This is a genomic window from Sulfitobacter sp. BSw21498 (assembly GCF_006064855.1).
Taxonomy (GTDB): domain Bacteria; phylum Pseudomonadota; class Alphaproteobacteria; order Rhodobacterales; family Rhodobacteraceae; genus Sulfitobacter.
Genome location: NZ_CP040753.1, coordinates 1497073 through 1522928 on the forward strand (window position 1 = coordinate 1497073; position 25856 = coordinate 1522928).

Sequence of the window (25856 nt, forward strand, 5' to 3'; positions counted from 1 at the left end):
CACATTTCTCGGCATTTATCGGCCTCGAGCGGTAAAACTTGAACCCGTCCCCATAGACTTTGCTACGGTAGCGCCGATATTCCAAGCCAGACCAAACAAGGAAGTACCACAGATGGGTTTTTTCATACGTTGGGCCTGCGCCTTTGTGCTGTTGGCCGCGACCTTTAATCCGACGTCTTATAACTATGTCACATGGGTCATGCGCTACGGCCATATGAATCTGTCCATCGCCGTCTTGCTGGGGCTGCTGCTGCTCATCGGCTATGTTGTCTATCTGCGTGCGACGCTGCGCTCTATTGGCGGGTTGGGGATGTTGCTGGTGCTGGCACTGGTCGGGGCCAGCCTCTGGGTGCTCTATGATCTGGGGGTCCTGCGGCTGGATAACGGCAGTTTTAACCTGTGGCTCGGCCTTGTCGCGCTGAGCTTTGTACTGGGCATCGGCCTCAGCTGGAGCATCTTTCGCCGCGCCGTATCGGGGCAGGCAGATGTGGATGATGTGGAAACCTGACGCGGGCTTTCTGCCCAAGCGGGGCAACGCGGGCCAATCCTCCCTTGCCCCCATAGGCAAACTTGCCTAGACACGCCCAAAGTCAAAACCGCAGAGCCGTAGGTACCAATGGAAAATGTAGTCCTGATTGTCCATCTCATTCTGGCCCTTGGCCTGATTGCAGTCGTGTTGCTGCAACGGTCCGAAGGGGGCGGCCTTGGCATGGGCGGTGGGGGCGGCGGTGCCGTTTCCGGTCGCTCGGCAGCCACTGCCATGGGCAAACTGACCTGGATTTTGGCCGCGGCCTTTATCGTGACCTCGATTACACTGACCATCATCGCGGCTGAAAAATCCGCCGGTTCCTCGGTAATCGACCGTCTGGGCGGCACGCCACCAGCGCTGAACCAAGGTGACGCACCAGCGCTGCCCGATACCGATTCACTGCTGCCGCCGACACCTGCGGAAAACACACCGCAAGTTCCGACTGCGGATTAATCCAGACACTACAACAGCTTGAGGTAAGGCCAAGATACGCAACAGGATGTTGCGGCTTGGCCTTGCTTTTTCCATCCGAATCCTGTTAGGTATAAGTCCCGTGATGCTGCGGTTTTCCGCAGCTCAATTGCTTGGCTTTTGCCACATCAAATCTGAACTCACGGGGGCCTTCATCACATGGCACGCTATATTTTTATCACCGGCGGTGTGGTTTCCAGCCTTGGCAAAGGTCTTGCCTCTGCGGCTTTGGGGGCCTTGCTGCAAGCGCGTGGCTTTTCCGTCCGTCTGCGCAAACTGGACCCTTACCTGAACGTCGATCCCGGCACGATGTCGCCCTTTGAACATGGCGAAGTTTTTGTGACCGACGATGGTGCCGAAACCGATCTGGATCTGGGCCACTACGAACGCTTTACCGGCGTCGCGGCACGCAAGACGGATTCGATCAGCTCTGGTCGGGTCTATTCCACCGTGCTCGAGAAAGAGCGTCGCGGTGACTATCTGGGCAAGACCATTCAGGTGATTCCCCACGTCACCAACGAGATCAAGGATTTCCTGCATATCGGCGATGACGAGGTCGACTTTATGCTGTGCGAAATCGGCGGCACGGTCGGCGACATCGAAGGCCTGCCCTTCTTTGAGGCGATCCGCCAGTTCAGCCATGACAAACCGCGCGGCCAGTGTATCTTTATGCACCTCACCCTACTGCCCTATCTGGCAGCCAGCGGCGAGCTAAAGACCAAACCGACGCAACACTCCGTCAAGGAATTGCAAAGCATCGGGATCGCGCCCGACATTCTGGTCTGCCGTTCCGAACACCCGATCCCCGAGAAAGAGCGCGAGAAGATCGCCCTTTTCTGTAACGTCCGCAAAGAGGCCGTGGTTGCGGCCTATGACCTGAAAACCATCTATGACGCGCCGCTGGCCTATCACGCGCAAGGGCTGGATCAGGCCGTGCTGGATGCCTTCGATATCTCCCCCGCACCCAAGCCTGAACTGTCGGTCTGGCGCGATGTCTCTGACCGCGTGCACAACCCCGAAGGCGAAGTCAAAGTCGCCATCGTCGGCAAGTACACCCAGCTTGAGGACGCCTATAAATCCATCGCAGAGGCGCTGACCCACGGTGGCATGGCCAATCGGGTCAAGGTCAAGATTGAATGGGTCGATGCCGAGGTCTTTGATCAAAGCGACGACCTGTCCTCGCACCTCGAAGGGTTCCACGCGATCCTCGTGCCCGGCGGGTTTGGCGAACGCGGTACCGAAGGCAAGATCAAGGCCGCACAATATGCCCGCGAACAGAAAGTCCCCTATCTGGGGATCTGTCTGGGCATGCAGATGGCCGTCATCGAAGCCGCGCGTAACGTGGCGGGCCTGACGACTGCGGGCTCCGAAGAATTCGACCACGAATCCAGCGGCAAAAAGCGTTTTGAACCCGTCGTCTACCACCTCAAGGAATGGGTGCAGGGCAACCACAAGGTCGAACGCAAGCTGGACGACGACAAAGGTGGCACAATGCGTCTTGGTGCCTATGATGCGACGCTCAAAGAAGGATCGAACGTGGCCAATATTTATGGCACCACGTCCATCGACGAGCGTCACCGTCACCGCTATGAGGTCGACACCGCCTACCGCGAGAAATTGGAAAAAGCCGGTCTGACCTTCTCGGGGATGTCGCCCGATGGCATGCTGCCCGAGATCGTGGAATGGTCCGATCACCCGTGGTTCATTGGCGTCCAGTTCCACCCCGAACTGAAATCCAAACCCTTTGATCCGCACCCCTTGTTCAAGGACTTCATCCGCGCCGCCAAGGAAATGTCGCGGCTGGTCTGACCCTCGCGAAAGGCGGCCCTCGGCATGCTCAGCTACCAACATATCTACCACGCCGGCAATCTGGCCGATGTTCACAAACACAGCCTGCTGGCGTGGATGTTGGGGTATCTGACGCGCAAGGACAAACCGCTGTCCTATCTGGAAACCCATGCCGGTCGCGCGTTGTATGACCTGTCCGACACCCCTGCCCTGAAAACCGGCGAGGCGGCGCAGGGCATTGGCCGTGCCCGTGGCTGGTTTGGCAATACGCATCCCTACGCGCAGGTGCTCGATCAGATCACGCGTGAGCAAGGGGCCGATGCCTATCCCGGTTCGCCGCTCTTGGCCGCCAAGCTGCTGCGCGACAGCGACAGCATCCAACTGGCCGAACTGCATCCCGGTGAACATGCCGCCCTTGATCTGGCGATGTCGCCCTATAATGCCAAGTGTCACTACCGCGACGGGTTCGACATGGCTTTTGCCCTGACGCCGCCCACCCCGCGCCGTGGCCTGATGCTGATCGACCCCAGCTTCGAGATTAAAACCGATTACGTCGATATCCCGCGCCACATTGGCAAGCTCGCCCGCGCATGGAACGTCGGCATCATTGCGCTGTGGTATCCGATTTTGACCAGCAAGGCGCACCAGCCGATGCTGAGCGCGCTGATGGGGGCCCACCCCGAAGCACTGCGCCACGAGGTCAGCTTTGCCCCTGCCCGCCCCGGTCACGGGATGGTCGGATCGGGCATGTTCGTGTTGAACCCGCCATACGGGCTCAAGGAAGAAGCAGCCCGTCTGACGGCCAAGTTCAAAACTCTCCCCAGATAAGGAGCTACCGATGCCCAAAGGATACTGGATCGCAAATGTCGACGTCCGTGACGCCGAGGTCTACGACAAATACCGCGCTGCAAATGCCAAGCCTTTTGCAGATTTCGGGGCAAAGTTTCTGGTCCGTGGGGCCACGCCAGACATCCGCGAAGGTACGTCACACCCGCGCATCGTTGTGATCGAATTTGCCTCTCTTGCTGATGCCGTGGCCTGCTATGAAAGCGACGGGTATCAGGCGGCCAAAGACATCCGGTCGTCGGTTTCGGATGGCAATCTTGTCATCGTCGAAGGCTATGACGCCTGAGGCCACGAACAGCAGTTGCGCGCGCGTTTAGAATTGCGCTTTTTATACATCACCCCTTTGCGAATATGGGCCGATTGGAACGTCGGGCTTTGATTTGAGTTAGCCTAGAACGCCCCGAACGATAAAGAGTTGCCATGTTTGAACGTCTATTCCCCCGCCGCAAGCCGGACCCCAAGCCGCTGCCACAGCCGACCCCACAGCTTGCCCTTGGTGCGTTGCTGGTGCGTGTGGCGCTGGCCGATCGCACCTACCGTGCTGCCGAAGTCGGACAGATCGACCGCATTCTGGCGCAGACCTTTGGTTTGAAACCGATCGAGGCCGCGAAACTGCGTGCCACCTGCGAAGCCTTGGAACGCCATGCCCCCGGCACGCCTGAATTTGCGCAAATCCTGCGCGAGGAAGTCGCCTATGACGACCGCAAGGCGCTTGGCGATGCGATGTGGTCTGTGGCGCTGGCCGATGGGGCGCGGGACGACGACATTGAAATCCAGCTGCTGGCAATCGAAACCGCGCTTGGGCTCAGTGACAAAGATATGTCCGCCGCCCGCGAAAAAGCGTTGAAAGCTTTGTGACCTTGGCCTTGCGCCGCAACCGCTCTATATCACGCCCATGTTTGCAGAATTCATCAAACGGCTGACCCAGCCTGATCCCGCCCAGCTTCCCGATGGGGATGCCCGCCTTGCGCTGACCGCGCTTTTGGTGCGCATCGCCAAGTCGGACAATGAATACGCCCCGTCTGAGCGCGCGCGCATCGACCAGATCATCGCCAAACGCTATGCGCTGGATGGTGACGACACCGCCTCCCTGCGTGCCGACGCCGAAGCGCTTGAGGCCGAAGCCCCCGATACCGTCCGCTTTACCCGCGCGATCAAGGATGCTGTGCCCTATGACGCCCGCCTTGCGGTGATCAAAGCGCTGTGGGAAGTCGTGCTGGCTGACGGCATGCGCTCTGACGAAGAGAACGCCCTGCTTCGCTTGGTGACCAATTTGCTGGGGGTCTCGGACACCGACAGCGCCATCGTACGCAAACAGATTGAAGACAAAGACTAGTTTACGCGCAGGTGGCGATCTTACGCGGGGTCAACCTTTGAATTATTGGGCGAAACCCAAGTTCAAGATTGCAAATCCCTGTGAAAATCACCTTAACTTGCTGCGGAATGCACAATAAGGCAGCACAGTGACAGAACAGCCCCCCGTTATCGAGATCAACAACCTGCACAAGGCCTATGGCCCTCTGGAGGTGCTCAAAGGGGTGTCGGTCAAGGCCCCTCGGGGGCATGTCATTTCGCTGATCGGGTCGTCGGGCTCTGGTAAATCCACGTTGTTGCGCTGCTGTAATCTGCTCGAAGACAGCCAGCAGGGCGATTTGCGCTTTAACGGCGAGGCGGTCGCATGGAAAGGCACGGGCCACAACCGCCGCCCCGCCGATCCCAAGCAAGTGCTGCGCATCCGCACGAACCTGTCGATGGTGTTTCAGCAGTTCAACCTGTGGGCCCATATGACGATTCTGCAAAACGTGATGGAGGCCCCCCTCACCGTGCTGCGCCGCGACCGCGCCGAGGTCGAGGCCGCGGCACGGGCGTACCTCGACAAGGTGGGCATCGGCGACAAATGCGATGTCTTTCCGGCGCAGCTGTCGGGCGGCCAACAGCAACGCGCCGCCATCGCGCGCGGGTTGTGTATGGAACCCGAAGCACTGCTATTTGACGAACCGACCTCGGCGCTTGATCCCGAGCTTGAACAAGAGGTCGTCAAAGTCATCAAGGATCTGGCCGCCGAAGGGCGGACCATGATGATCGTAACCCATGATATGAAACTGGCGGCCGATGTGTCGGACCACGTCGTTTTCCTGCATCAGGGTTTGATCGAAGAACAAGGGGCCCCTGACGTATTGTTCGGTGCCCCTAAATCGGAACGTCTGCGCGGGTTCCTCTCGGCCACCCACGCGGACTAAAAACGACCTAAAAACAATAAACTGGGAGACTTCAAAATGAAAACACTCGTTCTTGCCACTGCCGCACTGGCGCTCAGCACAGGTTTCGCCATGGCAGACGCCCACGGCAAAACCATCCGCATGGGGACCGAAGGGGCCTACCCTCCCTATAACTTCCTGAACGATGCTGGCGAAGTAGACGGCTTTGAGCGCGAAGTCGGCGACGAGCTGTGCGCCCGCGCCGAGCTGACCTGCGAATGGGTCACCAACGAATGGGACAGCATCATTCCGAACCTGACGTCGGGCAACTACGACACCATCATCGCCGGCATGAGCATCACCGACGAGCGCGAAGAAGTGATTGATTTCACACAGAACTACTTCCCGCCAGCGGCCTCTGCCTATGCTGCGAAATCGGCTGATGCCGACATCACAGGCGGCGTCGTTTCCGCACAAACCAGCACGATCCAAGCGGGTCACGTCGCCGAATCCGGTGCCACCTTGCTGGAATTTGCCACCTATGACGAAACCGTCGCAGCCGTGAACAACGGCGAAGCAGACGCGGTTTTCGCCGATAAGGACGCACTGGTCCCCACGGTCGAGGAATCCGGCGGCGAGATGATATTTGTCGGTGACGACGTGCCACTGGGCGACGGCATCGGCCTTGGCCTGCGCGAAAGCGACACAGAGCTGAAAGCAAAGTTCGACACCGCCATCCAGTCGATGAAGGATGACGGCAGCCTGAACAAGCTGATCATCAAATGGTTCGGCGAAGGCGCCAAAACATTCTGATCTTGATCGGGGCGGCGCATCTGCCGCCCCCTTTTCTCTTACTGCCGATCTGACTAAAGACCCCAATACAGACGCCCGCAAAGGGCGCATACCACCGGGACATTTCGCTATTTTTGCTTGCACTGACCCAGAAACGCTTTCCGGCCTGTCATGGCTGACGTGCTACCTGACCACGGGCAAGCATTTGGCATTCTATGGCGCATTCGGCACTGTATTGCTGTTGCTTGCCATCACCGCCCCCGCAGCGCTTGCCTTTGGCTTTGGGGGCGCAATGGCCGCACGGTCACCCTTTGCACCGCTGTCATGGCTGGGCCGCACCTATATCGCTGTTGTGCGCGGCGTGCCGGACATCGCGTTCTTTTTGTTTTTCGTCATCGCCTTGGATCAGGGCATTGAATACCTGCGCCACAAGGTGAAATGCCCCGACTGGGATCAACCGATCCGTCAGGGCAGTGACTTTCTGGTCTGTCAGGCCGCCAAGATGCCGCTTGGGAATTCGGCGCAATGGGTCCACGAGGCCTATGGCTTTTCCCTCGCCGTACTGACCTTTGCGATCGTGTTCGGCGCCTTTGCGGCCAATGTGCTTTATGGTGCGATGCGCGCCGTGCCGCGGGCGCAGATCGAAACCGGCGAAGCCTACGGCATGTCGCCGCGCCAGACCTTCTGGCGTATCCTTGTGCCACAGATGTGGGTCTATGCGCTGCCCGGGCTTGGCAATCTGTGGATGGTGCTGATCAAGGCGACCCCGCTGCTGTTCTTGCTGGGCATCGAAGACATCGTGTACTGGGCGCGTGATCTGGGCGGGGCCAAGACGCCGCGCTTTACCGATTACCCCCACCCCGACTGGCGCATGTGGTATTTTCTGGCGCTGCTGGTCTTTTACCTTTGCTTTACCCGTGTGTCCGAAATCGTGCTTGACCGGCTGATGCGGCGACTGACCAAAGGTCAGGCCACTGCCGGTGGTGAAGCACAGCGAAAGGCCGCCGTATGACCTGTTGGGACACGATCCAATCCTACGGGCTGCGCTCTCTTGGCTATGGTGAACGGCTGCTGCCGCGCAGTGACTTTACGCTGTGTGATCAATTCACCCTGATCGGGTCGGGCATGATCTGGAACGTCTACTACGGATTTTTCGCCCTGATCAGCGGCTTTCTGCTGGCAACGGTTCTGGCCGTGGGCAAGGCGCACCCCAGCCCTTGGCTGCGCAAACCGTCAGAATGGTTTATTTTTCTGTTCCGCGGCTCGCCTTTGTTCATCCAGTTCTTTTTCGGCTATTTCTTGTTCCTTAGCCTAAAATCTGTGCATCCGTTCTTTGATATGTTCACCTCTGCGTGGCTCGGGGCGTTGATCGTTTTATTCTTCAATACCTCCGCCTACTCGGCCGAGATTTTCTATGGCGCGCTGCAATCCATCCCCAAAGGCGACACCGAAGCCGCTGATGCCTATGGCATTTCGGGCTGGCCGCGTTTCAAGCGCATCGTCTGGCCGACCATGCTGCGGTTGGCCTGGCCCGCCTATACCAACGAGGCAATCTTCTTGTTTCATGCGACAACGCTGGTCTTTTTCACCGGTTTTCCGGCGCTGCAACAACGCGGCGATGCGCTTTATTATGCCAGCTATTTTGCGGACAAAACCTTCAACCCGTTCGTCCCCTATCCCATCCTCGCCGGCTATTTCATTTTGCTGACACTTGTGATCATCTCTGTCTTTGGGCTGATCAATCGCCGTCTTAACCGCCACCTGCCCCAGTCATCGGTGCGGAAAATTCGCTTGCGTCTAAATCTGATCCGGTAGTATCTATTTTTTGATCAAATTATTTAGCGCGTGGGCGCACCCCTCGGTTTTCATGTTTTAAGAACACCGTTCATGCCCGCCGCTTACAAGGTGTGATATGAAAAACTGGCTTCGCAAACATCCTCAGGTCCGCACAATCCGTGTGGCCGCCGCTGACCTGAACGGTCAGGCCCGAGGCAAGCGCATTCCCACGCGTTTTGCCGACAAGGTCGTAGAGGACGGCACGCGCTTTCCGATGTCGGTGCTTAACCTCGACATCTGGGGCGAAGACATCGACGACAGCCCGCTGGTATTCGAAAGCGGTGATGCCGATGGCATCCTGCACCCGACAGAGCGTGGCTTTCTGCCGATGCCGTGGCTTGATGCGCCGTCAGCCCTGCTGCCGATCTGGATGTTCCACGAGGATGGCCGACCCTATGGCGGTGACCCGCGTCATGCCCTGCGCGCGGTGGTTGATCGCTATAAATCGCGCGGGCTGACACCGGTCTGCGCAGTCGAGCTTGAATTCTTTCTAATCGACGATTCGGGCCGCAAGCTTCAGGTGCCCCTGTCGCCGCGGTCGGGCAAACGCCGCAAGGCGGCTGAAACCCTGTCGATCCGCGCGCTAGACCAGTTCGATGAATTCTTCACCGACCTTTATGACGCCTGCGAAGAGATGGATATCCCCGCCGATACCGCGATTTCAGAGGCAGGTCTGGGCCAGTTCGAAATCAACCTGATGCACTGCGACGATGCCCTGCGCGCCGCCGATGATGCGTGGTTGTTCAAGATGCTGGTCAAGGGCCTTGCCCGCCGTCACGGCTTTGCCGCGAGCTTTATGGCGAAACCCTACGAGGATTACCCCGGATCTGGTCTGCACACGCATTTCTCTGTGCTCGACAAGAACGGCAACAACGTCTTTGACGACGGCGGCCCCCAAGGCACCGCGATCATGCGCCACGCGGTTGCGGGCTGTATGAACGCCATGGTCGGCTGCGCGCTGGTCTTTGCCCCTCATGCCAACAGCTTTGACCGGATGGTACCCGGTGCCCACGCGCCCACGGGCATTTCATGGGCCTATGAGAACCGTACCTCGTCGATCCGCATCCCGTCGGGCAGCCACAAGGCGCGGCGTATCGAACACCGTGTGTCGGGCGGTGACGTGAACCCCTATCTGATGCTGGCCGCCGTGCTGGGGGCCGCGATGAACGGCATCGAAGACGGGGCCGAACCCCCTGCCCCGATCACCGGCAACGCCTATGCCGCCGAACTTCCGCAAATTCCGGGCGACTGGAAATCCGCGATCGATGCCTTCGAGAACTCGGAAGAGGTGAAACGCATTTTCGCCCCCGAAATGGTGCGCAACTTTATCCTGACCAAACGCCAAGAGCTGCATTATATGCAAGAACTGACCCCGCAAGAGCAGGTCGAAATCTATCTGGACACGGTGTAGACAGATGGCTCTCATGAAAATCGGCATCCTCCAGACCGGCCACTCCCCCGACAACATGAAAGACGCGCTTGGCGATTATGGCGATATGTTCGTCAAACTGCTGGGCGGGCATGATTTCGAGTTTCAGATCTGGTCGGTTGTCGATGGCGACTTCCCCGCGTCGGCGGTCGACGCCGACGGTTGGCTCATTACCGGATCCAAACACGGTGCCTACGAAGACCACGACTGGATCCCACCGCTTGAACAGCTGATCCGTGGCATCCGCGACGCAGGCCGCCCCTTGGTCGGCATCTGCTTTGGCCACCAGATTATCGCCCAAGCCCTTGGCGGCAAAGTCGAAAAATTCGCGGGGGGCTGGTCTGTCGGCCGGACCGAATACACCATCGACGGCGAAACGCTAGCGCTGAACGCCTGGCATCAGGATCAGGTCACCGAACTGCCCCAAGGCGCGAAGGTTGTCGGCGCATCAGATTTCTGCGCCAATGCCGCCTTGCTCTATGATGATCAAATCTGGACGATCCAGCCCCACCCCGAGTTTACGCAAGATTTCATCGACGGGCTGATCCGCACCCGCGGCAAGGGCGTGGTACCCGACCACCAGCTTGAATCTGCCTCGGCCCTGCTGGGCGCCCCCACTGACAACGCGAAAATCGCCGCCCACATTGCAGACTTCCTCAAGAAAGAGAGATTATGATGTCCGACTGGCTTGAAGAGCTTCCCCCCGCAGCACGTGCATATCTAGAGGGTCGACGGCTCGACGAAGTCGAATGTATCATCCCTGATATTCCCGGCATCGCACGCGGCAAGGCAGTGCCCGCGACGAAATTTGCGCGTCAGGAGTATTTTCACCTTCCCGACAGCATCTTCTACCAGACCATTACCGGCGAATGGGGCGATGCCGCCGGTGTTGACGGCTTCATCGAAAAAGACATGATCCTGCGCCCCGATATCTCGACCGCGACCGCCGCCCCCTGGACGGGTGACTGGACCTTGCAAGTCATTCATGACGCCTATGATCGCGATGGCAACGCTGTCGGCTATTCGCCACGCAATGTGCTAAAGCGGGTCGTCGAGCTGTATCGCGCGCAAGGCTGGGAACCCGTTGTGGCCCCCGAGATGGAATTCTTTCTGGTCGCCCGCAACCTTGACCCCGCCCACGAGATCAAGCCGATGATGGGCCGCTCGGGCCGGCCCGCCGCTGCGCGTCAGGCCTATTCCATGACCGCCGTGGACGAATTCGGCCCCGTGATCGACGACATCTATGATTTCGCAGAGGCGCAGGGCTTCGAGATTGACGGCATCACCCAAGAAGGCGGCGCGGGCCAGCTGGAGATCAACCTGATCCACGGCGACCCTGTGCGTCTGGCAGACGAAGTGTTCTATTTCAAACGTCTGATCCGCGAAGCCGCGCTGCGCCACGATTGCTATGCCACCTTCATGGCGAAACCCATCGCCAATGAACCCGGCAGCGCGATGCATATCCATCATTCGGTGCTGGACGCGACAACGGGCAAGAACATCTTCTCTGACCCGGAGGGTGGCGAAACGGAAGCGTTTTATCACTTTATCGCCGGTATGCAAAACCACATGCCCGACGCGCTGGCCGTCCTTGCACCCTATGTGAACAGCTATCGGCGCTACGTCAAAGACCACGCCGCGCCGATCAATCTGGAATGGGGCCGCGACAATCGCACCACGGGCATCCGCGTGCCCCTGTCCGGCCCGTCGTCGCGCCGCGTCGAGAACCGTCTGGCCGGGATGGACTGCAACCCCTACCTCGGCATCGCGGCGTCTCTGGCCTGCGGCTATCTAGGAATGATGGAACAGAAAGACCCCAAACCCGAATTCAAGGGTGATGCCTATGACGGCGACGGGGATATCCCGCAGGTTCTAGGGTCAGCACTTGATCTGTTCGAAGAGGCCACAACCTTGCACGAGGTGCTTGGGCCCGAGTTCGCCCGCGTCTATGCGATCGTGAAACGCGCCGAATACGAGGAATTCCTGCATGTCATTTCCCCGTGGGAACGCGAGCACCTGTTGATGAACGTCTAGGCCCGCATCGCCTGCGGGAGCCTTCGGCGAGGATTTAGGACCATTTGGAAGCGACTGCGGGGGCCGATCTGACATGAATCTGCTATATGCAAATGACGCGCCGGGGCGTTACCCCGACAGCTGGTACGCTGCGACCGCGACCTCCAGCACACCCTACCCAACCCTAAAGGGGGACCAGCGCGCCGATGTCTGCATCGTGGGTGGCGGCTATACCGGACTGTCCGCCGCCTTGCATCTGGCACAAGCGGGGCGCCGCGTGGTGCTGGTCGAAGCGCAGCGTGTGGGCTTTGGCGCATCGGGCCGCAACGGCGGTCAGCTGGGCAGCGGGCAGCGGGTGGAACAAGACGCCTTGGAAAAGATGGTCGGTGCTGACGCCGCCCGCCGTCTGTGGGACCTGGGCGAAGACGCCAAGGCGCTGGTCAAGCAGCTGATCGCAACCCATGACATCGACTGCCACCTCAAGCCCGGTGTGGCCTGGACCGCCAGCACGTCGGCGGATGTGGATCACCTGCACGCCTACGCCGGCTTTCTGCAAGAACGCTATGGCTACGACCAGATAGAGCTGTTGGACCGCGACGCCCTGCGTAACGTCTGCGCCTCGCCGGCCTATGCTGGCGGTATTCTGGATATGGGTGCCGCGCATCTGCATCCCCTGAACCTCGCCCTTGGACTGGCCCGTGCCGCGGCGGCCGCGGGGGTAGAGATCTATGAACGCAGCGCCGTGCACCATATCGCCGAAGGGGACCCTGCCATCGTGCAAACCGATGGCGGGCGGGTAACGGCCGATCATGTGATCCTTGCCTGCAACGGCTATCTTGGCGGGCTGAACCGCAAGGTTGCGGCCAAGGTGATGCCGATCAACAACTTTATCGTCGCCACCGAACCCTTGGGGGATCGCACAAAGGAAGTGTTGCCCCGTGACGTCGCCGTGGCCGATAGCAAATTCGTGGTGAATTATTTCCGGCTTAGCCATGACGGGCGGCTGCTGTTTGGCGGCGGCGAAAGCTATGGCTACCGGTTCCCCAGTGATGTCGCGGCCAAAGCCCGCAAGCCCATGAGCCAAGTTTTCCCCGCTCTGCGCGACGTAAAAATCGATTACGCTTGGGGCGGCACGCTGGCGATCACCATGAAGCGTCTGCCGTTTCTCGCACGTGTTGCGCCGAATATCTTGTCGGCCTCGGGCTATTCCGGCCACGGCGTCGGCACGGCGATCCACGCAGGCCAGCTGATGGCACGTGCAATTGAAGGCGACGGCGATGGCTTTGACACCATGAGCGCCCTGCCCACCCCCAGCTTCCCCGGCGGCGGAGCCTTGCGCAGTCCGCTGCTTGCGCTGGCAATGACCTGGTTCAGCTTGCGCGATCGGCTGGGGATCTAGTCACAAAACATTCATAAGGCGGAGCGGGAAAAGGCTTGGTCCCACGGGCGCATTGTTTTACCATTCTGAAAACAAACATTCAGGATAATGAAATATGACCCTGCCCGACATGCACAGCGCCGAAGCCATTCCCGACTCTGCCCGCGCCGAGATAGAGCAGCTGTTGCAAAGCGGCGATCTGTTTCGCTACACCGCTGCTGCCGACGCGCCGGTCTCCCTGCTTGAGGCCGAGTTCGCGCAGATGATGGGCAGCCGCTATGCGCTGGCAGTATCTTCGTGCTCTGCCGCGCTGTTTTTGTCGTTGCTGGCGCTGGACCTGCCGCCGAACGCCAAGGTGCTGATCCCCGGCTTTACCTTTGCTGCCGTGCCCTCTGCCGTGATCCACGCCAATTATACGCCGGTGCTGTGCGAAGTCGGGGCGAACTACCGGATTGATATGAAAGATTTTGCCGCCAAGCTGCCGACGGTAGATGCGGTGATCATAAGCCACATGCGCGGGCATACCTCGGATATGGATGCGATCATGCGGCTGTGCGACTCTGCAGAAATACCCGTGATCGAAGACGCAGCTCATTCGCTTGGCACGCTGTGGCATGACCGCAAGATAGGGACCATCGGTAAAATCGGCTGCTTCTCGTTCCAGTCCTACAAGATGGTCAACGCGGGCGAAGGCGGTATCCTGATCACCGATGACGCCAATCTCGCGGCCCGTGCGATCATTATGTCGGGGGCGTACGAGCACAACTGGAAGAAACACCCCGGCATCGCTGACGCCTGTGCGCGGTGGCAGAACCAGCTGCCGCTTTACAATCTGCGGCTCAATAACCTGTCGGCTGTGTTGGTCCGCGCCCAACTGGCAGAACTGCCCCGCCGTGTGGCGGATGGCTTGCGCAACCACGACTATGTCGCGGCCAAGCTGAATGCCGTTCCACAGATCGACGTCCCCGCCCCGCTCCCCCCCGAGACCCGGGCACCGGATTCCATCCAGTTCAATCTGGTTGGCTTGGACGACGCCGCCATCCGCGGCTTTGCAGATGCCAGCGCCAAGGCGGGCGTCAAGGTCCAGGTCTTTGGTCAAAGCACCGACAATGCGCGCGCTTTCTGGAACTGGCAGTTCATTCAGGATTTGCCCGACCTGCCCCAGACCCGCGCCATGTTAATGACCGCCTGCGATGTGCGCCTGCCCGTGCAACTGCAAACCGCCGATCTGGATGCCATCGTCAATGTGCTGCTGGGGGCGCTGGCCTCGGTTACAAAATCCGCCGCGGCCTAAGGCTTCATTTTGCCAGATAAACTCCCGCCGGAGGCATCCGGCAGACACAGCAAAGCCCACCCGTCAGCGGGTGGGCTTTGACCGTTCTAACGCACCGAAAAAGAGGCTACTTCAGCTTGGACAGTTTCTCTTGCAGCTCGGCCAGCTGCTGTTTGATCGCATCAAGACTTTCATCCTGACCGCCCCCCTTAGCGGGGCGCGCATCACCACCCCCCATGCCATTCCAAGGCGTCGGAATGTTGCCTGTCATCGCTTTCATAAAGGCCTCTTGCTGGGCCTGCATGACCTCGAAGCCCGGCATTTTCGACATCGGGTTGATCGTGTTGATATTCTCGAGCACCCGTGCCTGACCATCGCGCAGCATATCGAACGACGATTTCAGGAACTGCGGCACGACACTGGCATCGGGGGACATATAGCTGCGGACAAGATCGTTCAGCACATCCACGGGCAGCACGGATTCACCGCGGCTTTCGTGTTCGGCGATAATTTGCAGTAGGTATTGGCGGGTCAGATCGTCGCCTGATTTCAGGTCCACAATCTTCACCTCTCGGCCATCGCGGATAAAGCCCGAAATATCGTCTAAAGTGACATAATCACTGGTTTCGGTATTATACAGGCGGCGGCTTGCATATCGTTTGATAAGCAGGGGCTTGACTGTTTCGGTCACACTAGGTCCTTCCCAAATAGGCATGCTGCATTGCAGCTTAGGGCAGCTTAAATGAAAAAGATAGGCGCCACAAAAAAGGGCAGACCGCAAAGTCTGCCCTCATTAATCTTTACTGTACCAAAGGCCAGAGCGATTACTTCGCTGTGGCTTTCTTTGTCGCGGCTGTCGCGTCGGAAGTTGCCTTTTTGACAGCAGCCGTTGCTTCTTCGGACATGTCTTTGCCAGCAGCCATCATCAGCTCAACAGTGTCCATCTGGACCTTCTTGGCGATCTCGGCGAAAGCGGCCATGTGCTCGGACGCAACTTCGGCAGAGGCCGAGGTGAACTCGGTCATTGCTTTGGCGTAGTCAGCAGGCTCTTGCTTGGCTTTCGACATTTCCGACATTTTTGTCAGCGTGTCTTGAGTCCATTTGCTGGAAATCGCTGCGGATTTCTCAGCGGCGCTCAAGGCCACACCGGACAGCTTTTCGTTCAGCGTCGCGGTGGTTTTGAACGCATCGTTCATTGCGGATGTGTCAACGGGGAATGCACCCATCATGTCTTTCATCATCGCGGCGAAATCTGGTGTCTTCGTCATGATAAACTCTCCTTATGGGGGTAAGCGGCGTCTACCGCTTCGTTATGACTAAGCTTAAGATAGATGCTGCAGTGCGGCATTGCAAGCTTTTTCTGCATTGCAGCATCGTCATTTCTCGACACTCACGCCCCTAAAAAATTGGGCAATTAGATCAACCTCTTGCCCTGCGGGCCACATAGGTGCCGGGCGCATCGCCAAACGTCTCACGGCCATTTTCACCCGCAATACGTGCATCCACCTTACCGTCGGACTGATTCTCGAGCCACGCCCCCCAGCGGGGCCACCATGACCCTTCATGGAAGGCCGCGCCCTCTAGCCAGTCCTTGTGATCCAGCGATACATCAGCGTTGGTATAGTGGCCGTATTTGCCCTTGCTGGGCGGATTCACGATGCCTGCGATGTGCCCCGACTGCGTCATGACAAATGTCTTGTCAGCGCTGCCCATCAGCCCCACGCCGCGATAGCTGTCTTTCCACGGCGCGATGTGGTCCGTCTCGCAGCCGACCGCCATCAGCGGCACGTCAATGTCTTCGAGCTTCAGACAGTGGCCCAGCAGGTCGAACCCGCCGTCGACCAGCTTGTTCTGTTGGCAAAGCCCCCGCAAATATTCCATCGCCATGCGCTGCGGCAGGTTCGCCCCGTCGCCGTTCCAGTAAAGCAGATCAAAGGCGGGCGGCGTATCGCCCAGCATATAGCTCTTGATCGCAGGTCCATAGACCAGATCATTCGACCGCAAAAAGGAAAAGGTACGCGCCATGATGAGCGACGGCAGCATGCCTTTGTCCTGGGTCTCTGCCTCGATCCCGTCAATAAAATCATCTGTCAGGAACGGCTGGAACTCCCCCTGATCGGAAAAGTCGGTCAGCGCGGTAAAGAAGGTCGCGGATTTGACCGACGTATCGCCCCGCTGTTTCATCAGCGACAGCGCCAGCGCCAGTGTCGTGCCTGCAATGCAATACCCCACGGCATGCACATTGTCTTGACCGGTGATCGCCTTGGCCTCGTTGATCGCGGTCACAAAGCCGTCTTCGATATAGTCGCCCATTCCGACGTCACGATAGCTTTTGTCGGGATTAACCCATGACACCATGAACAACGTATAGCCCTGATCCACGATCCATTTGACCAGACTGTTCTGCTCCTTCAGATCAAGAATGTAGAATTTGTTGATCCACGGCGGAAAGATCACGATGGGGGTGGCGTCCACCTTTTCGGTACTGGGGCTATACTGGATCAGTTCGAACAGTTTGCTGCGGAACACGACCTTGCCAGGGGTTGTGGCGATGTTGCGGCCCAGCTCGAACGCGCTGTCATCCGCCAGCCGCACGACCAGCTCGCCGTTGTTGGCCTCCAGGTCCGCGATCAGGTTCTCAAGCCCGCGGATCAGGCTTTCGCCTTCTGTGGCGACGGCGCGTTCCAAAGCATCGGGGTTGGTGGCCAGAAAATTTGTCGGGCTCATCAGATCAACGATCTGGCGGCTAAAGTAGCTCAGGCGTTTGCGTTCGTGCGGGGCCAGATCGGCGACGTTCTCGACCGCTTGGCCAAGCGCCTCTGCGTTGATCTGGTACTGTTGTTTGACAAAATTGAAATAGGGGTGCGATTTCCACAACGGGTTGGCAAAGCGGCGGTCCTCGGGCGCGGTATCTTCAGGGGCTGCCAGCTTGCCTTTGGCCAGCGCCTGCTGCGCCTCGACGAAGTGGCTGACAGATTTGCTCCAGTACGACACCTGCTGCTCGATCATCTTGGCCGGATTTTGCACAGCTTCGGCCCAATAGGACGTCGCAGCCTTTGTGAACAGCTCCTGATTCGGGCCGTCCAAACTCGCCTGATGCGTGTCCCGGCCGACCATGATCTGCGACAGCCGAGCCCCCAGCGCTTCGACCTTGCGCAGGTTTTCCTCCATACGTTCCTGTGCCTTGGAACTCTCAACGTCGGTCTTAGTTGTTTTTATTGTCATGTTAACCGTTCCTCCCTATGTTTGCACCTGCAGCATCGCGCCGACCTTTGGGGGAGGGTCCGACAAGATGCAGGGCGCAAGGCCCCCCAACAGGAGACCCCTTACATGAAGTATATGGCATCTTACGATTTAATGGAAACGATGAGAAACACCAATCAGTGGCTTGGCGCCACCGCGTTGGCGATGGCATCGTATCCCGCTTTTGCCGCTGTTCCGAACCCCGCGTTGAACTGGATGGCCGCTTGGGGCGAAGTAACCGAACGCAGCTTTTCGCGCATGGTGGTCAAACCTGATTGGGACATTCCGCCGGCTGTTGGTGCCGATGGTCTGGATCATCCCGTCCTGATTGAAAAAGAGCTTGAAGGTCCGTTTGGCGATCTGGTGCATTTTGTTGTGCAGGGCCGCGACACGCCCAAGCGCAAGATCCTGCTGGTCGCGCCCATGTCCGGCCACTATGCGACCCTGCTGCGATCCACCGTGATCAGCCTGATCCCCGATGCAGATTTGTACATCACCGACTGGCATAATGCCCGCGACATCCCTGTCAGCGCCGGCAAGTTCGACGTAGAGGATTATACCCTGCGGCTGGTCGACTATATGCGCCATCTGGGCCCCGACGTGCATGTGATCGCCGTCTGCCAGCCTGCGCCGCTGACCCTTGCCGCGACCGCCTATCTGGCCGAACAGGATCCCAAGGCACAGCCCAGCTCGCTCACGTTGATTGGCGGGCCGATCGATACCGCCGCCAGCCCCACAGAGGTGACGGATTTCGGCCACCGCGTGAACATGAACCAGCTGCAAGAAATGATGATCCAGCAGGTCGGCTTTCAGCACCAAGGCGTGGGCCGCAAGGTCTATCCCGGTCTGTTACAGCTGAACTCTTTCATCACGATGAACGCCGAAACCCACGCCAAAGCCTTCCGCGACCAGATCATGCGCGTCGCACAGGGGACGGCAGGCGACCACGACAAGCACAACAAGTTCTACGACGAATACCTCGCCGTGATGGACATGCCCGCCGAATTCTACCTGTCTACCGTGCAGCGGATCTTTAAGGACAATGAAATCGGCACCAACAGCTTCACGATCCAAGGCCAGCCCGTCGACATCGGCAAGATCACAGATGTTGCGGTGAAAACCGTCGAAGGCACCAAGGATGATATCTCGGCCCCTGGCCAATGTGTCGCCGCGCTGGAACTGTGCACCGGCCTGCCCGACGACAAAAAGGCCAGCCATCTTGAAGACGGCGCAGGGCACTATGGTATCTTCGCAGGCAAAAGCTGGCGCGAGAATATCCGCCCGCTGGTGCTGAAATTCATCGATGAAAACCAGCGCACGGCCAAGGCAGCGGCCCCCCAAGCAGCCGCCGCCCCAGCCAATGTCGACAAGGCCTCTGTCCCGGCCCAGAAGTCGACAGCATAATGCCCGCCGCGCCGCGTGATCTGCCCTTTGCCTGCAACTGCGGGACCATCAAAGGGACCTTGCGCGGCATGACACCCGCACGCGGCAGCCATGCCCAGTGTCACTGTATCGATTGCCGCGCGGCCGAGGTGTACTTGAACCAACCCGACCCTGCGCCACAGGCGGTCCAACTGTTCCAAACCACGCCCGACCGGTTCGACTTTGATCAGGGGTTCGACCAGCTGGGCGTGTTTTCATTCGGCGATAAGAACCTGCTGCGCTGGTATGCGACCTGCTGCGGGACGCCAATGTTCAACACGCTGCGCAAGCCCAAGCTTGCCTTTGCCAGCATCATGACCAGCGCTCTGTCCGACCCTGCGGCGCTTGGGCCCATCGTTGGTACCGGATATATCCCCACATCGTCAGGCAAAACCCGCAACGAGGGACTGCCGCGGTTGATCTGGGGGGCGCTGTCGCGTGCTGCGGCGGCCAAGATAACGGGACGGTGGAAAACCAACCCCTTTATCGATCCCGATACCGCGACGCCCACCCGCCCTGTGAAGATCGTGCCGCACGACCAGCGCCAAGCCATCCTCGACGCCCTGCGTTAATTCCGTCCTCAGACTCTAGGCAGGGACCAAGGGCAGCTTCATCCACTCCTTGATCGCTGTGGTCGTTGCTTCTGGCTGCTCCAGCGTGGGCAAATGCCCTGCCCCTTCGATCACGCGCAAAATGGCATAGGGCAGCAGTTCGGCCATAAAGCTATGGCGCTTGACGGGGTTCTGCTTGCCCACCTCGCCACACATCACCAGCGTCGGCACCTTGCATTTACGCAGCACAGCCTGCTGATCACGCGCCCGCTGCAAGGCGCGGGCCTGACGAATGTAGACCTCGGGTCCCAGCGTATCAGCCATATCCAGCGCGATCTCTAGTATCGCCGCGCGGTTCGGGCCGGGGGCCAGCCACAGAGGGTCCAGCTCTTCGCGCATCGCATCCGCCAGCCGCCCCGACTTGACCTTGACGATCAGCATCTCGCGGGCCGCAGCGGCCTGGGGTGGTTCGGCCAGCGGACTGGCCCCAATCAGCGCCAACCGTGACAAACGGTCCGGCGCACGGCGCAAGATCTCGAGCGCGACCGCCCCGCCCAGCCCCATCCCTGCCAGCGCAAACCGTTTGGGCAATTGATCCAGCAGACCGGACGCGATTTCCTCGATCCGTTCGCCTTGGGTGATCGGGGCCACGGTGACGGCGGTTTTCGCCGACAGTTCGGCAATCTGCGGCCAGAACACCCGCGCGTCAGACATGAGGCCGGGCAGAAGAACAAGAGGGTCAGCCATGTATGTCCCTGTCATTAGTCATAAATTCGCGCCACTTCGGGACACTGCTGCTGCGCCGCACCTCATCATGGATAGGCGATGCCACGCAAGGGCGGAAAATCCCTATAACGTGCGCGGCGCTGCGCCAAGGGCTCTGACGGCGACTTCCCGCCACGCAACAACATCCCGCGCGGCGCGATATAGCTTGAAATGCTGCGCTGCGGCTCTGGTCGCCACGTCAGGTTAAATGCGGCAAGCTTGGGGAAAAACCACATCTCGGAATAGGGCAGATGATCATGCACCCACCACGCCAGATCGCGCCAGTCGCGCCCCTGATCGTACTGGTCGGCAAACCACGGGATCACGATGCTGGCGCCCGCGATTGCCTGCGCCCCTGCCCCGCGATCCCAGATATGACATTCGATCGGGTTGTCATTGGCCGCGCAATTCAGCTTGTGCCGGTTACCATAGGCATTCAGCGCCGCCGACCGATACCCCGACCGCACGGCGATACGTCCAAAGGTTTCCTCAAGCGGGTCCAGCAGCGTGGTGCAAAAGGCCCGCCCGTTTTCAATCGCAAGATCAGGATCGTCGGGGATATTGGGCTGTCCGTGAAAGCCCGAAATTTCGGAATACATAAAATCGCGCATAAAGAAATGCCGCGACAGGCGGACCCGCCCAAAAGTCTCAAGGCTCCACATGCTGGCAGGTTTGCGCATGCTGTTGCCCCTCCCTACCCCATGTCCGGCGGGGCCCGTTTCAGGCCGCCAATGCAGCGACCTCTTCGACGGCAGTCAACAGCAAAGCAAGACACCTGTCATCGGAAAAGCGGTGATCCGCGTCCTTGACCAGTTGCAACTGCATGTCAGGCCCCTGCGCATGTTCCAGCAGCCGCACAGCGGTGGCAACGCTGACGGCGGTGTCTGCCGTGCCCTGCAAGAACCGCGTGGGAAACGGCAGATGCAGCGGATCGCGCAAGACCAGCTGCGTGCGCCCGTCCTCGATCATGCGGCGGGTGATGATGTAAGGCTCCATATAGTCTGACGGCAATTCGACCTGCCCCGCCTCGGCCAAGGTTTGCTTTTGCGCATCGGTAAAGCTGGCCCAATAGCCGTCCTCGGTAAAATCAGGGGCCGCAGCGATGGTCACCAGACCCGCGATCCGCGACGGCAGCGCGCGCGCCAACAGCAGCGACTGCCAGCCGCCCATGGACGACCCCACCGGCAGGATCGGCCCCTCGGTCAGCGCTTCTACCGCCGCGCGCGTGTCTTGGGCCCAATCGCCAATGCACCCGTCGGTAAACACACCCGAGGATTCTCCGTGCCCCGAATAATCAAACCGCAAAAAGGCCCGCCCCTCGCGTATTGCCCAGGCTTCGAGGAACACCGCCTTGGTGCCCATCATGTCAGATTTCAGACCGCCCAGAAACACCACGCAAGGGCCTTTTCCGTCGGTCTTGTGGTAAGCCAGCCGCCGCCCTTGGGGCGTTTCCAGATACTTGGGCGCAGTCATCATCAGCCTCCCAGATAGGTGCCCTTGGCGGGGCGGTAAAAGATTTTCTGATTGTGCAAACGGCCCAGCAGATCGTCGATCCGGCGCAGGCTGTCTTTGGCGGCATCGGCGGGCAGCATCGATGCCGTGTCATTCAGCGCGTCCATCGACAGGTCGCGTTTGGTCACATGCAGCGCCGCTTCGATCAGGTCGATATCGCTGATCGTCAGCTCAAAGTTGCGGTTGTGTTTGGACATGGGCTTCCCCCCCTTTGGGTCAAATGCGCGCCCCAGTCATACGGCGCGCGGCCCCGACGATCAATCCGCCGCTTCGACTTCGCGCAGGCCAAGCGCCGCAAACGCCGCCGCCGCGGACATGAGCGCGAATAAAACCAGCGTCGCCACGGGGCCGATCAGTGCCGCGCCGCCACCCGCCACACCGGCGATCAGCAGCAGCCCCCCAATCACGGTGTTGGACACGGCGGCATAGGCCGACCGCTGGTCCATTGGCGACATATCCACCAGATAGGTCGACCGCCCCTGCCGCACCCCGTGATAGGCGATCATCAGGACAAACAGCACCAGCGGCATCGCCCAGATCTGCGTCGCCATGCCAATCAGCTCTAGCCCCACGGCACCGACCATTGCCACGGCCCCCACGATGCCCGTCAACATCAGCACGCGGCGGCTGGACTGGTCTGACAGCCGCCCCCAGACATAAGAGCTAAGCAATGCCGCAAGGGCCGACGCCAGCACCAGCGCGCCCAGTTGGCCGAGCGCGGATTGATCCTCTCCGCCTGCCAGCACCACAAAATACGGCGGCGCAAGCGAGGTCGCGACCAACAGCCCGCGCACCAGAATGAACCGGCGCAGGTTCGCGTCTTCTTTGAGGATGGCAAAGCTGGCCGGCGTGGCCTTGGCGCTGTCGCTGGGGGCCTCGTCCAGGGTTGAAAACAACAGCGCCGCCCCGCCCCACAGCAGCGCGGCCAGCGCAATCGCCGCAATCACTACGCCGCGATCCTGCACCAGCCCCGACATCAGCAACAGCGCCAGCACCAGCACACCGGCCGAGGCAACAGACCCCGCCGTGCCCGTGATCGACCCGCGCCGCGACTTGCCCACGGTCTTGCCCAAAATATCTTTATACGACACCGAACAGGCGGCACGGCTGACCGCCAGCCCCGCCAGCGCCCCGCAAATCGCCAGCCCCGCCGCTGATCCGTCCAACGTGAGCGCCGCCAGCACGATCAACGCCGCGAAAATGCCCTGCCCCGCCGATCCTGCGACCCACGCCCATTTGCGCCGCGCCATCGCTTGCACCCAGCTGGCCATCACGATCTGCGGTAGCAGCGCCCCCGCCTCGCGGATCGGCACCAGCGCCCCCGCATAGACCGCCGGCGCGCCAAGCGATGTCAGCAGCCACGACAGCATCAGCTTGGGGTCAATCAGCCCGTCCGCGACTTTGGTCATCGTCAGGCTGGCGATATGGCGCAGGGCGTTCCGGGCCTCGGCCTCTTGCGCGTGGGGCGACAGGTCCTGCGCGTCACCCTCTGCCCCCGAAAGCGTATCAAACGCCCGCTGCGCCACATCATCTTGCATATCTTCCGGTCCCGTCGCTTCTTGGTAATCCCCTGCAATCTATCGCACGGGGCCGCCAAGGAAAGGACGCCACCGCGTTTCATGCGCCGGCACCGCTGACCCCACCGCGATATTGACAACCCAGACCACCGACGCCAAACAGGCCGAACGCATATAACCCGCAACCGGGCGTCTCGTAGGCGCCAAACCGACGAGGAGGCCCGAATGGCCCAGATCACCCTCACCCTTCCCGATGGCAACGCACGTCAGTACGACGCAGGTATCACTGCGGGCGACGTCGCGAACGACATCTCCAAATCGCTTGGCAAAAAAGCGATCAGCGCCACCGTGGACGGTGCGCATTTTGATCTGGCCTGGCCGATCAACGCAGATGCCGACATCGCGATCCACACCATGGCTGACGAAGCACAAGCGAACGAGCTGGTACGCCACGACCTTGCCCACATCATGGCCCGCGCCGTGCAGGACCTGTGGCCAGATACAAAAGTCACCATCGGCCCCGTCATCAAAGACGGCTGGTACTATGATTTCGACCGCAAGGAATCTTTCACCCCCGAAGACCTTGGCCTCATCGAAAAGAAGATGAAGGAAATCATCAACAAGCGTGACCCCGTGCGCACCGAAGTCTGGGACCGCGCCCGCGCGATCAAGCATTACGAAGACCTGAACGAACCCTATAAGGTCGAGCTGATCAACAGCATTCCCGGCGACGAGCCGCTGCGCATGTACTGGCACGGCGACTGGCAGGACCTCTGCCGTGGCCCGCACCTGCAACACACCGGCCAAGTCCCCGGCGACGCGTTCAAACTGATGTCGATTGCGGGCGCTTACTGGCGCGGCGACAGCGACCGCGCGATGCTGCAACGGATTTACGGCGTGGCCTTCACCGGCAAAGAAAAGCTGAAAGCGCACCTGAACATGCTCGAAGAGGCCGCCAAACGCGACCACCGCAAGCTGGGCCGCGAGATGGACCTGTTCCACATGCAAGAAGAAGCGCCGGGCCAGATCTTCTGGCACCCCAACGGCTGGCACATCTATACCGAGCTTCAGGACTACATGCGCCGCAAACAACGCGCCGGCGGCTATGTCGAGGTGAACACACCGCAGGTCGTGGACCGTAAACTCTGGGAAGCCTCCGGCCACTGGGAGAAATACCAAGACCACATGTTCATCGTCGAAGTGGACGAGGAACACGCCCGCGAAAAATCGGTCAACGCGCTGAAACCGATGAACTGCCCCTGCCACGTGCAAATCTTTAACCAAGGTTTGAAATCCTACCGCGACCTGCCCCTGCGCATGGCCGAATTCGGGTCCTGCAACCGCTATGAACCCTCGGGCGCGCTGCACGGCATCATGCGGGTGCGCGGCTTTACCCAGGACGACGGCCACATCTTCTGCGCCGAAGACCAGATCGAAGCCGAAACCGCGAAATTCATCGAATTCCTGTCGGGCATCTACAAAGACCTCGGGTTCGAAAACTTCAGCGTCAAATTCTCGGACAGGCCTGAAAAACGCGCCGGCTCGGATGAAGTCTGGGACAAGGCCGAGGCCGCGTTGCTCTCTGCCACCCGCGCGGCTGGCATCGAACCAACGCTCAACCCCGGCGAAGGCGCGTTCTATGGTCCGAAACTGGAATTTGTGCTGACCGATGCCATTGGCCGCGACTGGCAATGTGGCACCCATCAGGTGGATTTTGTGCTGCCAGAACGGCTTGATGCGACCTATATCGGATCGGATGGCGCGAAACACCGCCCCGTCATGCTGCACCGCGCGACATTGGGATCGTTCGAACGTTTCATCGGCATCCTGATCGAAGAACACGCAGGCAAGCTGCCCTTCTGGCTGGCCCCGCGTCAGGTTGTCGTGGCCGCCATCACCTCAGAGGCCGATGACTACGTCCACGAGGTCGTCGCCACTCTTAAGGCACAAGGCGTCCGCGCCGAGGCGGATGTCCGCAACGAAAAGATCAACTACAAGGTCCGTGAACATTCGGTTGGCAAAGTGCCGGTGATCCTTGCCGTTGGCGGCCGTGAGGTCGAAGAGAAAACCGTTTCGGTGCGTCGTCTGGGCGAAAAGCAAACCTCCGTTCAGGCGCTATCGGACGTGGCAGATGCGCTTGGCATCGAAGCCACACCGCCCGATCTGCGCGGCTGAAACCTGTAACAAACCTCTCGGGGCGCAATCATCTTGCGCCCCGAAGATGTCACTATGTTTCAATATTTCGCCCCCCAGAGGGTAATCGCGCGAATTGTTACAAAAAAACCGGCGATTT

General features: G+C 59.8%; 27 protein-coding genes. 19 read left to right on the plus strand and 8 right to left on the minus strand.

Annotated elements, in window-relative coordinates; all coding sequences use genetic code 11:
* The first annotated feature begins 112 nt into the window (after positions 1-112).
* The 16 genes from E5180_RS07320 to E5180_RS07395 all read left to right on the plus strand — a co-directional run bounded on the left by E5180_RS07320 (position 113) and on the right by E5180_RS07395 (position 14574).
* Positions 113-508: a DUF6524 family protein gene (locus tag E5180_RS07320; protein ID WP_093733239.1), complete on the plus strand. Its 396-nt coding sequence runs from the start codon at positions 113-115 to the stop codon at positions 506-508.
* 108 nt (positions 509-616) lie between these two features.
* The gene (gene secG, locus E5180_RS07325) at positions 617-982 is read left to right on the plus strand and encodes a preprotein translocase subunit SecG (protein WP_093733240.1); all 366 of its coding nucleotides are present in this window, start codon (positions 617-619) and stop codon (positions 980-982) included.
* 177 nt (positions 983-1159) lie between these two features.
* Positions 1160-2809 carry a CTP synthase gene (locus E5180_RS07330; protein ID WP_138923802.1) on the plus strand — a complete coding sequence of 550 codons (1650 nt, stop codon included), beginning with the start codon at positions 1160-1162 and terminating at the stop codon, positions 2807-2809.
* Between the two features lie 24 nt (positions 2810-2833).
* Entirely contained in the window at positions 2834-3616 is a 783-nt protein-coding gene (rlmJ, locus tag E5180_RS07335; protein ID WP_138923803.1) for a 23S rRNA (adenine(2030)-N(6))-methyltransferase RlmJ, read from the plus strand.
* Between the two features lie 10 nt (positions 3617-3626).
* Positions 3627-3920, plus strand: coding sequence for a DUF1330 domain-containing protein (locus E5180_RS07340; protein WP_138923804.1), 294 nt, complete (start codon positions 3627-3629; stop codon positions 3918-3920).
* 134 nt (positions 3921-4054) lie between these two features.
* Positions 4055-4492 (plus strand): TerB family tellurite resistance protein, encoded by a 438-nt coding sequence (locus tag E5180_RS07345; protein ID WP_138923805.1) that lies wholly within the window; start codon positions 4055-4057, stop codon positions 4490-4492.
* A 37-nt stretch (positions 4493-4529) separates the two neighbouring features.
* Positions 4530-4970 (plus strand): TerB family tellurite resistance protein, encoded by a 441-nt coding sequence (locus E5180_RS07350; protein WP_138923806.1) that lies wholly within the window; start codon positions 4530-4532, stop codon positions 4968-4970.
* A gap of 127 nt (positions 4971-5097) precedes the next feature.
* Positions 5098-5874 (plus strand): ABC transporter ATP-binding protein, encoded by a 777-nt coding sequence (locus E5180_RS07355; protein ID WP_138923807.1) that lies wholly within the window; start codon positions 5098-5100, stop codon positions 5872-5874.
* Between the two features lie 36 nt (positions 5875-5910).
* Positions 5911-6645 carry a transporter substrate-binding domain-containing protein gene (locus E5180_RS07360; protein WP_138923808.1) on the plus strand — a complete coding sequence of 245 codons (735 nt, stop codon included), beginning with the start codon at positions 5911-5913 and terminating at the stop codon, positions 6643-6645.
* Between the two features lie 109 nt (positions 6646-6754).
* Entirely contained in the window at positions 6755-7636 is an 882-nt protein-coding gene (locus E5180_RS07365; RefSeq protein WP_138923809.1) for an ABC transporter permease, read from the plus strand.
* Positions 7633-8439, plus strand: coding sequence for an ABC transporter permease (locus E5180_RS07370; RefSeq protein WP_138923810.1), 807 nt, complete (start codon positions 7633-7635; stop codon positions 8437-8439). Before E5180_RS07365 ends, E5180_RS07370 begins: the two co-directional genes overlap by 4 nt.
* 97 nt (positions 8440-8536) lie before the next feature.
* Positions 8537-9871, plus strand: a complete 1335-nt coding sequence (locus tag E5180_RS07375; RefSeq protein WP_138923811.1) for a glutamine synthetase family protein — start codon at positions 8537-8539, stop codon at positions 9869-9871.
* Between the two features lie 13 nt (positions 9872-9884).
* Complete coding sequence (locus tag E5180_RS07380) at positions 9885-10565, plus strand: type 1 glutamine amidotransferase (RefSeq protein WP_138925149.1); 681 nt, start codon at positions 9885-9887, stop codon at positions 10563-10565.
* Complete coding sequence (locus E5180_RS07385) at positions 10565-11923, plus strand: glutamine synthetase family protein (protein WP_138923812.1); 1359 nt, start codon at positions 10565-10567, stop codon at positions 11921-11923. Before E5180_RS07380 ends, E5180_RS07385 begins: the two co-directional genes overlap by 1 nt.
* A 73-nt stretch (positions 11924-11996) precedes the next feature.
* A complete protein-coding gene (locus E5180_RS07390; RefSeq protein ID WP_138923813.1) occupies positions 11997-13301 on the plus strand; it encodes an NAD(P)/FAD-dependent oxidoreductase in 1305 nt (434 codons plus the stop codon).
* A gap of 94 nt (positions 13302-13395) precedes the next feature.
* Positions 13396-14574, plus strand: coding sequence for a DegT/DnrJ/EryC1/StrS family aminotransferase (locus E5180_RS07395; protein WP_138923814.1), 1179 nt, complete (start codon positions 13396-13398; stop codon positions 14572-14574).
* Between the two features lie 106 nt (positions 14575-14680).
* Here E5180_RS07395 and phaR read toward each other — a convergent pair whose 3' ends face one another.
* The 3 genes from phaR to E5180_RS07410 all read right to left on the minus strand — a co-directional run bounded on the left by phaR (position 14681) and on the right by E5180_RS07410 (position 17778).
* Positions 14681-15244 (minus strand): polyhydroxyalkanoate synthesis repressor PhaR, encoded by a 564-nt coding sequence (phaR, locus tag E5180_RS07400; RefSeq protein WP_138923815.1) that lies wholly within the window; start codon positions 15242-15244, stop codon positions 14681-14683.
* 133 nt (positions 15245-15377) lie between these two features.
* A complete protein-coding gene (locus E5180_RS07405; RefSeq protein WP_138923816.1) occupies positions 15378-15821 on the minus strand; it encodes a phasin, PhaP in 444 nt (147 codons plus the stop codon).
* A 151-nt stretch (positions 15822-15972) separates the two neighbouring features.
* Complete coding sequence (locus E5180_RS07410; RefSeq protein WP_138923817.1) at positions 15973-17778, minus strand: PHA/PHB synthase family protein; 1806 nt, start codon at positions 17776-17778, stop codon at positions 15973-15975.
* Between the two features lie 105 nt (positions 17779-17883).
* Here E5180_RS07410 and phaZ point away from each other — a divergent pair, with 105 nt between their 5' ends.
* Positions 17884-19200 (plus strand): polyhydroxyalkanoate depolymerase, encoded by a 1317-nt coding sequence (gene phaZ, locus E5180_RS07415; protein WP_138923818.1) that lies wholly within the window; start codon positions 17884-17886, stop codon positions 19198-19200.
* The gene (locus E5180_RS07420; RefSeq protein ID WP_138923819.1) at positions 19200-19790 is read left to right on the plus strand and encodes a DUF6151 family protein; all 591 of its coding nucleotides are present in this window, start codon (positions 19200-19202) and stop codon (positions 19788-19790) included. Before phaZ ends, E5180_RS07420 begins: the two co-directional genes overlap by 1 nt.
* Positions 19791-19805: 15 nt before the next feature.
* Here E5180_RS07420 and E5180_RS07425 read toward each other — a convergent pair whose 3' ends face one another.
* The 5 genes from E5180_RS07425 to E5180_RS07445 all read right to left on the minus strand — a co-directional run bounded on the left by E5180_RS07425 (position 19806) and on the right by E5180_RS07445 (position 23584).
* Positions 19806-20516, minus strand: a complete 711-nt coding sequence (locus tag E5180_RS07425) for an alpha/beta fold hydrolase (RefSeq protein ID WP_138923820.1) — start codon at positions 20514-20516, stop codon at positions 19806-19808.
* A gap of 65 nt (positions 20517-20581) precedes the next feature.
* Positions 20582-21196: a hypothetical protein gene (locus E5180_RS07430; RefSeq protein ID WP_138925150.1), complete on the minus strand. Its 615-nt coding sequence runs from the start codon at positions 21194-21196 to the stop codon at positions 20582-20584.
* A 58-nt stretch (positions 21197-21254) separates the two neighbouring features.
* The gene (locus tag E5180_RS07435) at positions 21255-22007 is read right to left on the minus strand and encodes an alpha/beta fold hydrolase (RefSeq protein ID WP_138923821.1); all 753 of its coding nucleotides are present in this window, start codon (positions 22005-22007) and stop codon (positions 21255-21257) included.
* 2 nt (positions 22008-22009) lie between these two features.
* Positions 22010-22243, minus strand: a complete 234-nt coding sequence (locus E5180_RS07440) for a hypothetical protein (RefSeq protein ID WP_005852428.1) — start codon at positions 22241-22243, stop codon at positions 22010-22012.
* Between the two features lie 60 nt (positions 22244-22303).
* The gene (locus tag E5180_RS07445) at positions 22304-23584 is read right to left on the minus strand and encodes an MFS transporter (RefSeq protein WP_138923822.1); all 1281 of its coding nucleotides are present in this window, start codon (positions 23582-23584) and stop codon (positions 22304-22306) included.
* A gap of 204 nt (positions 23585-23788) precedes the next feature.
* Between E5180_RS07445 and thrS the strand changes: the two genes are divergently transcribed.
* Positions 23789-25738, plus strand: a complete 1950-nt coding sequence (thrS, locus tag E5180_RS07450) for a threonine--tRNA ligase (protein ID WP_138923823.1) — start codon at positions 23789-23791, stop codon at positions 25736-25738.
* The last annotated feature ends 118 nt before the right edge of the window (positions 25739-25856 follow it).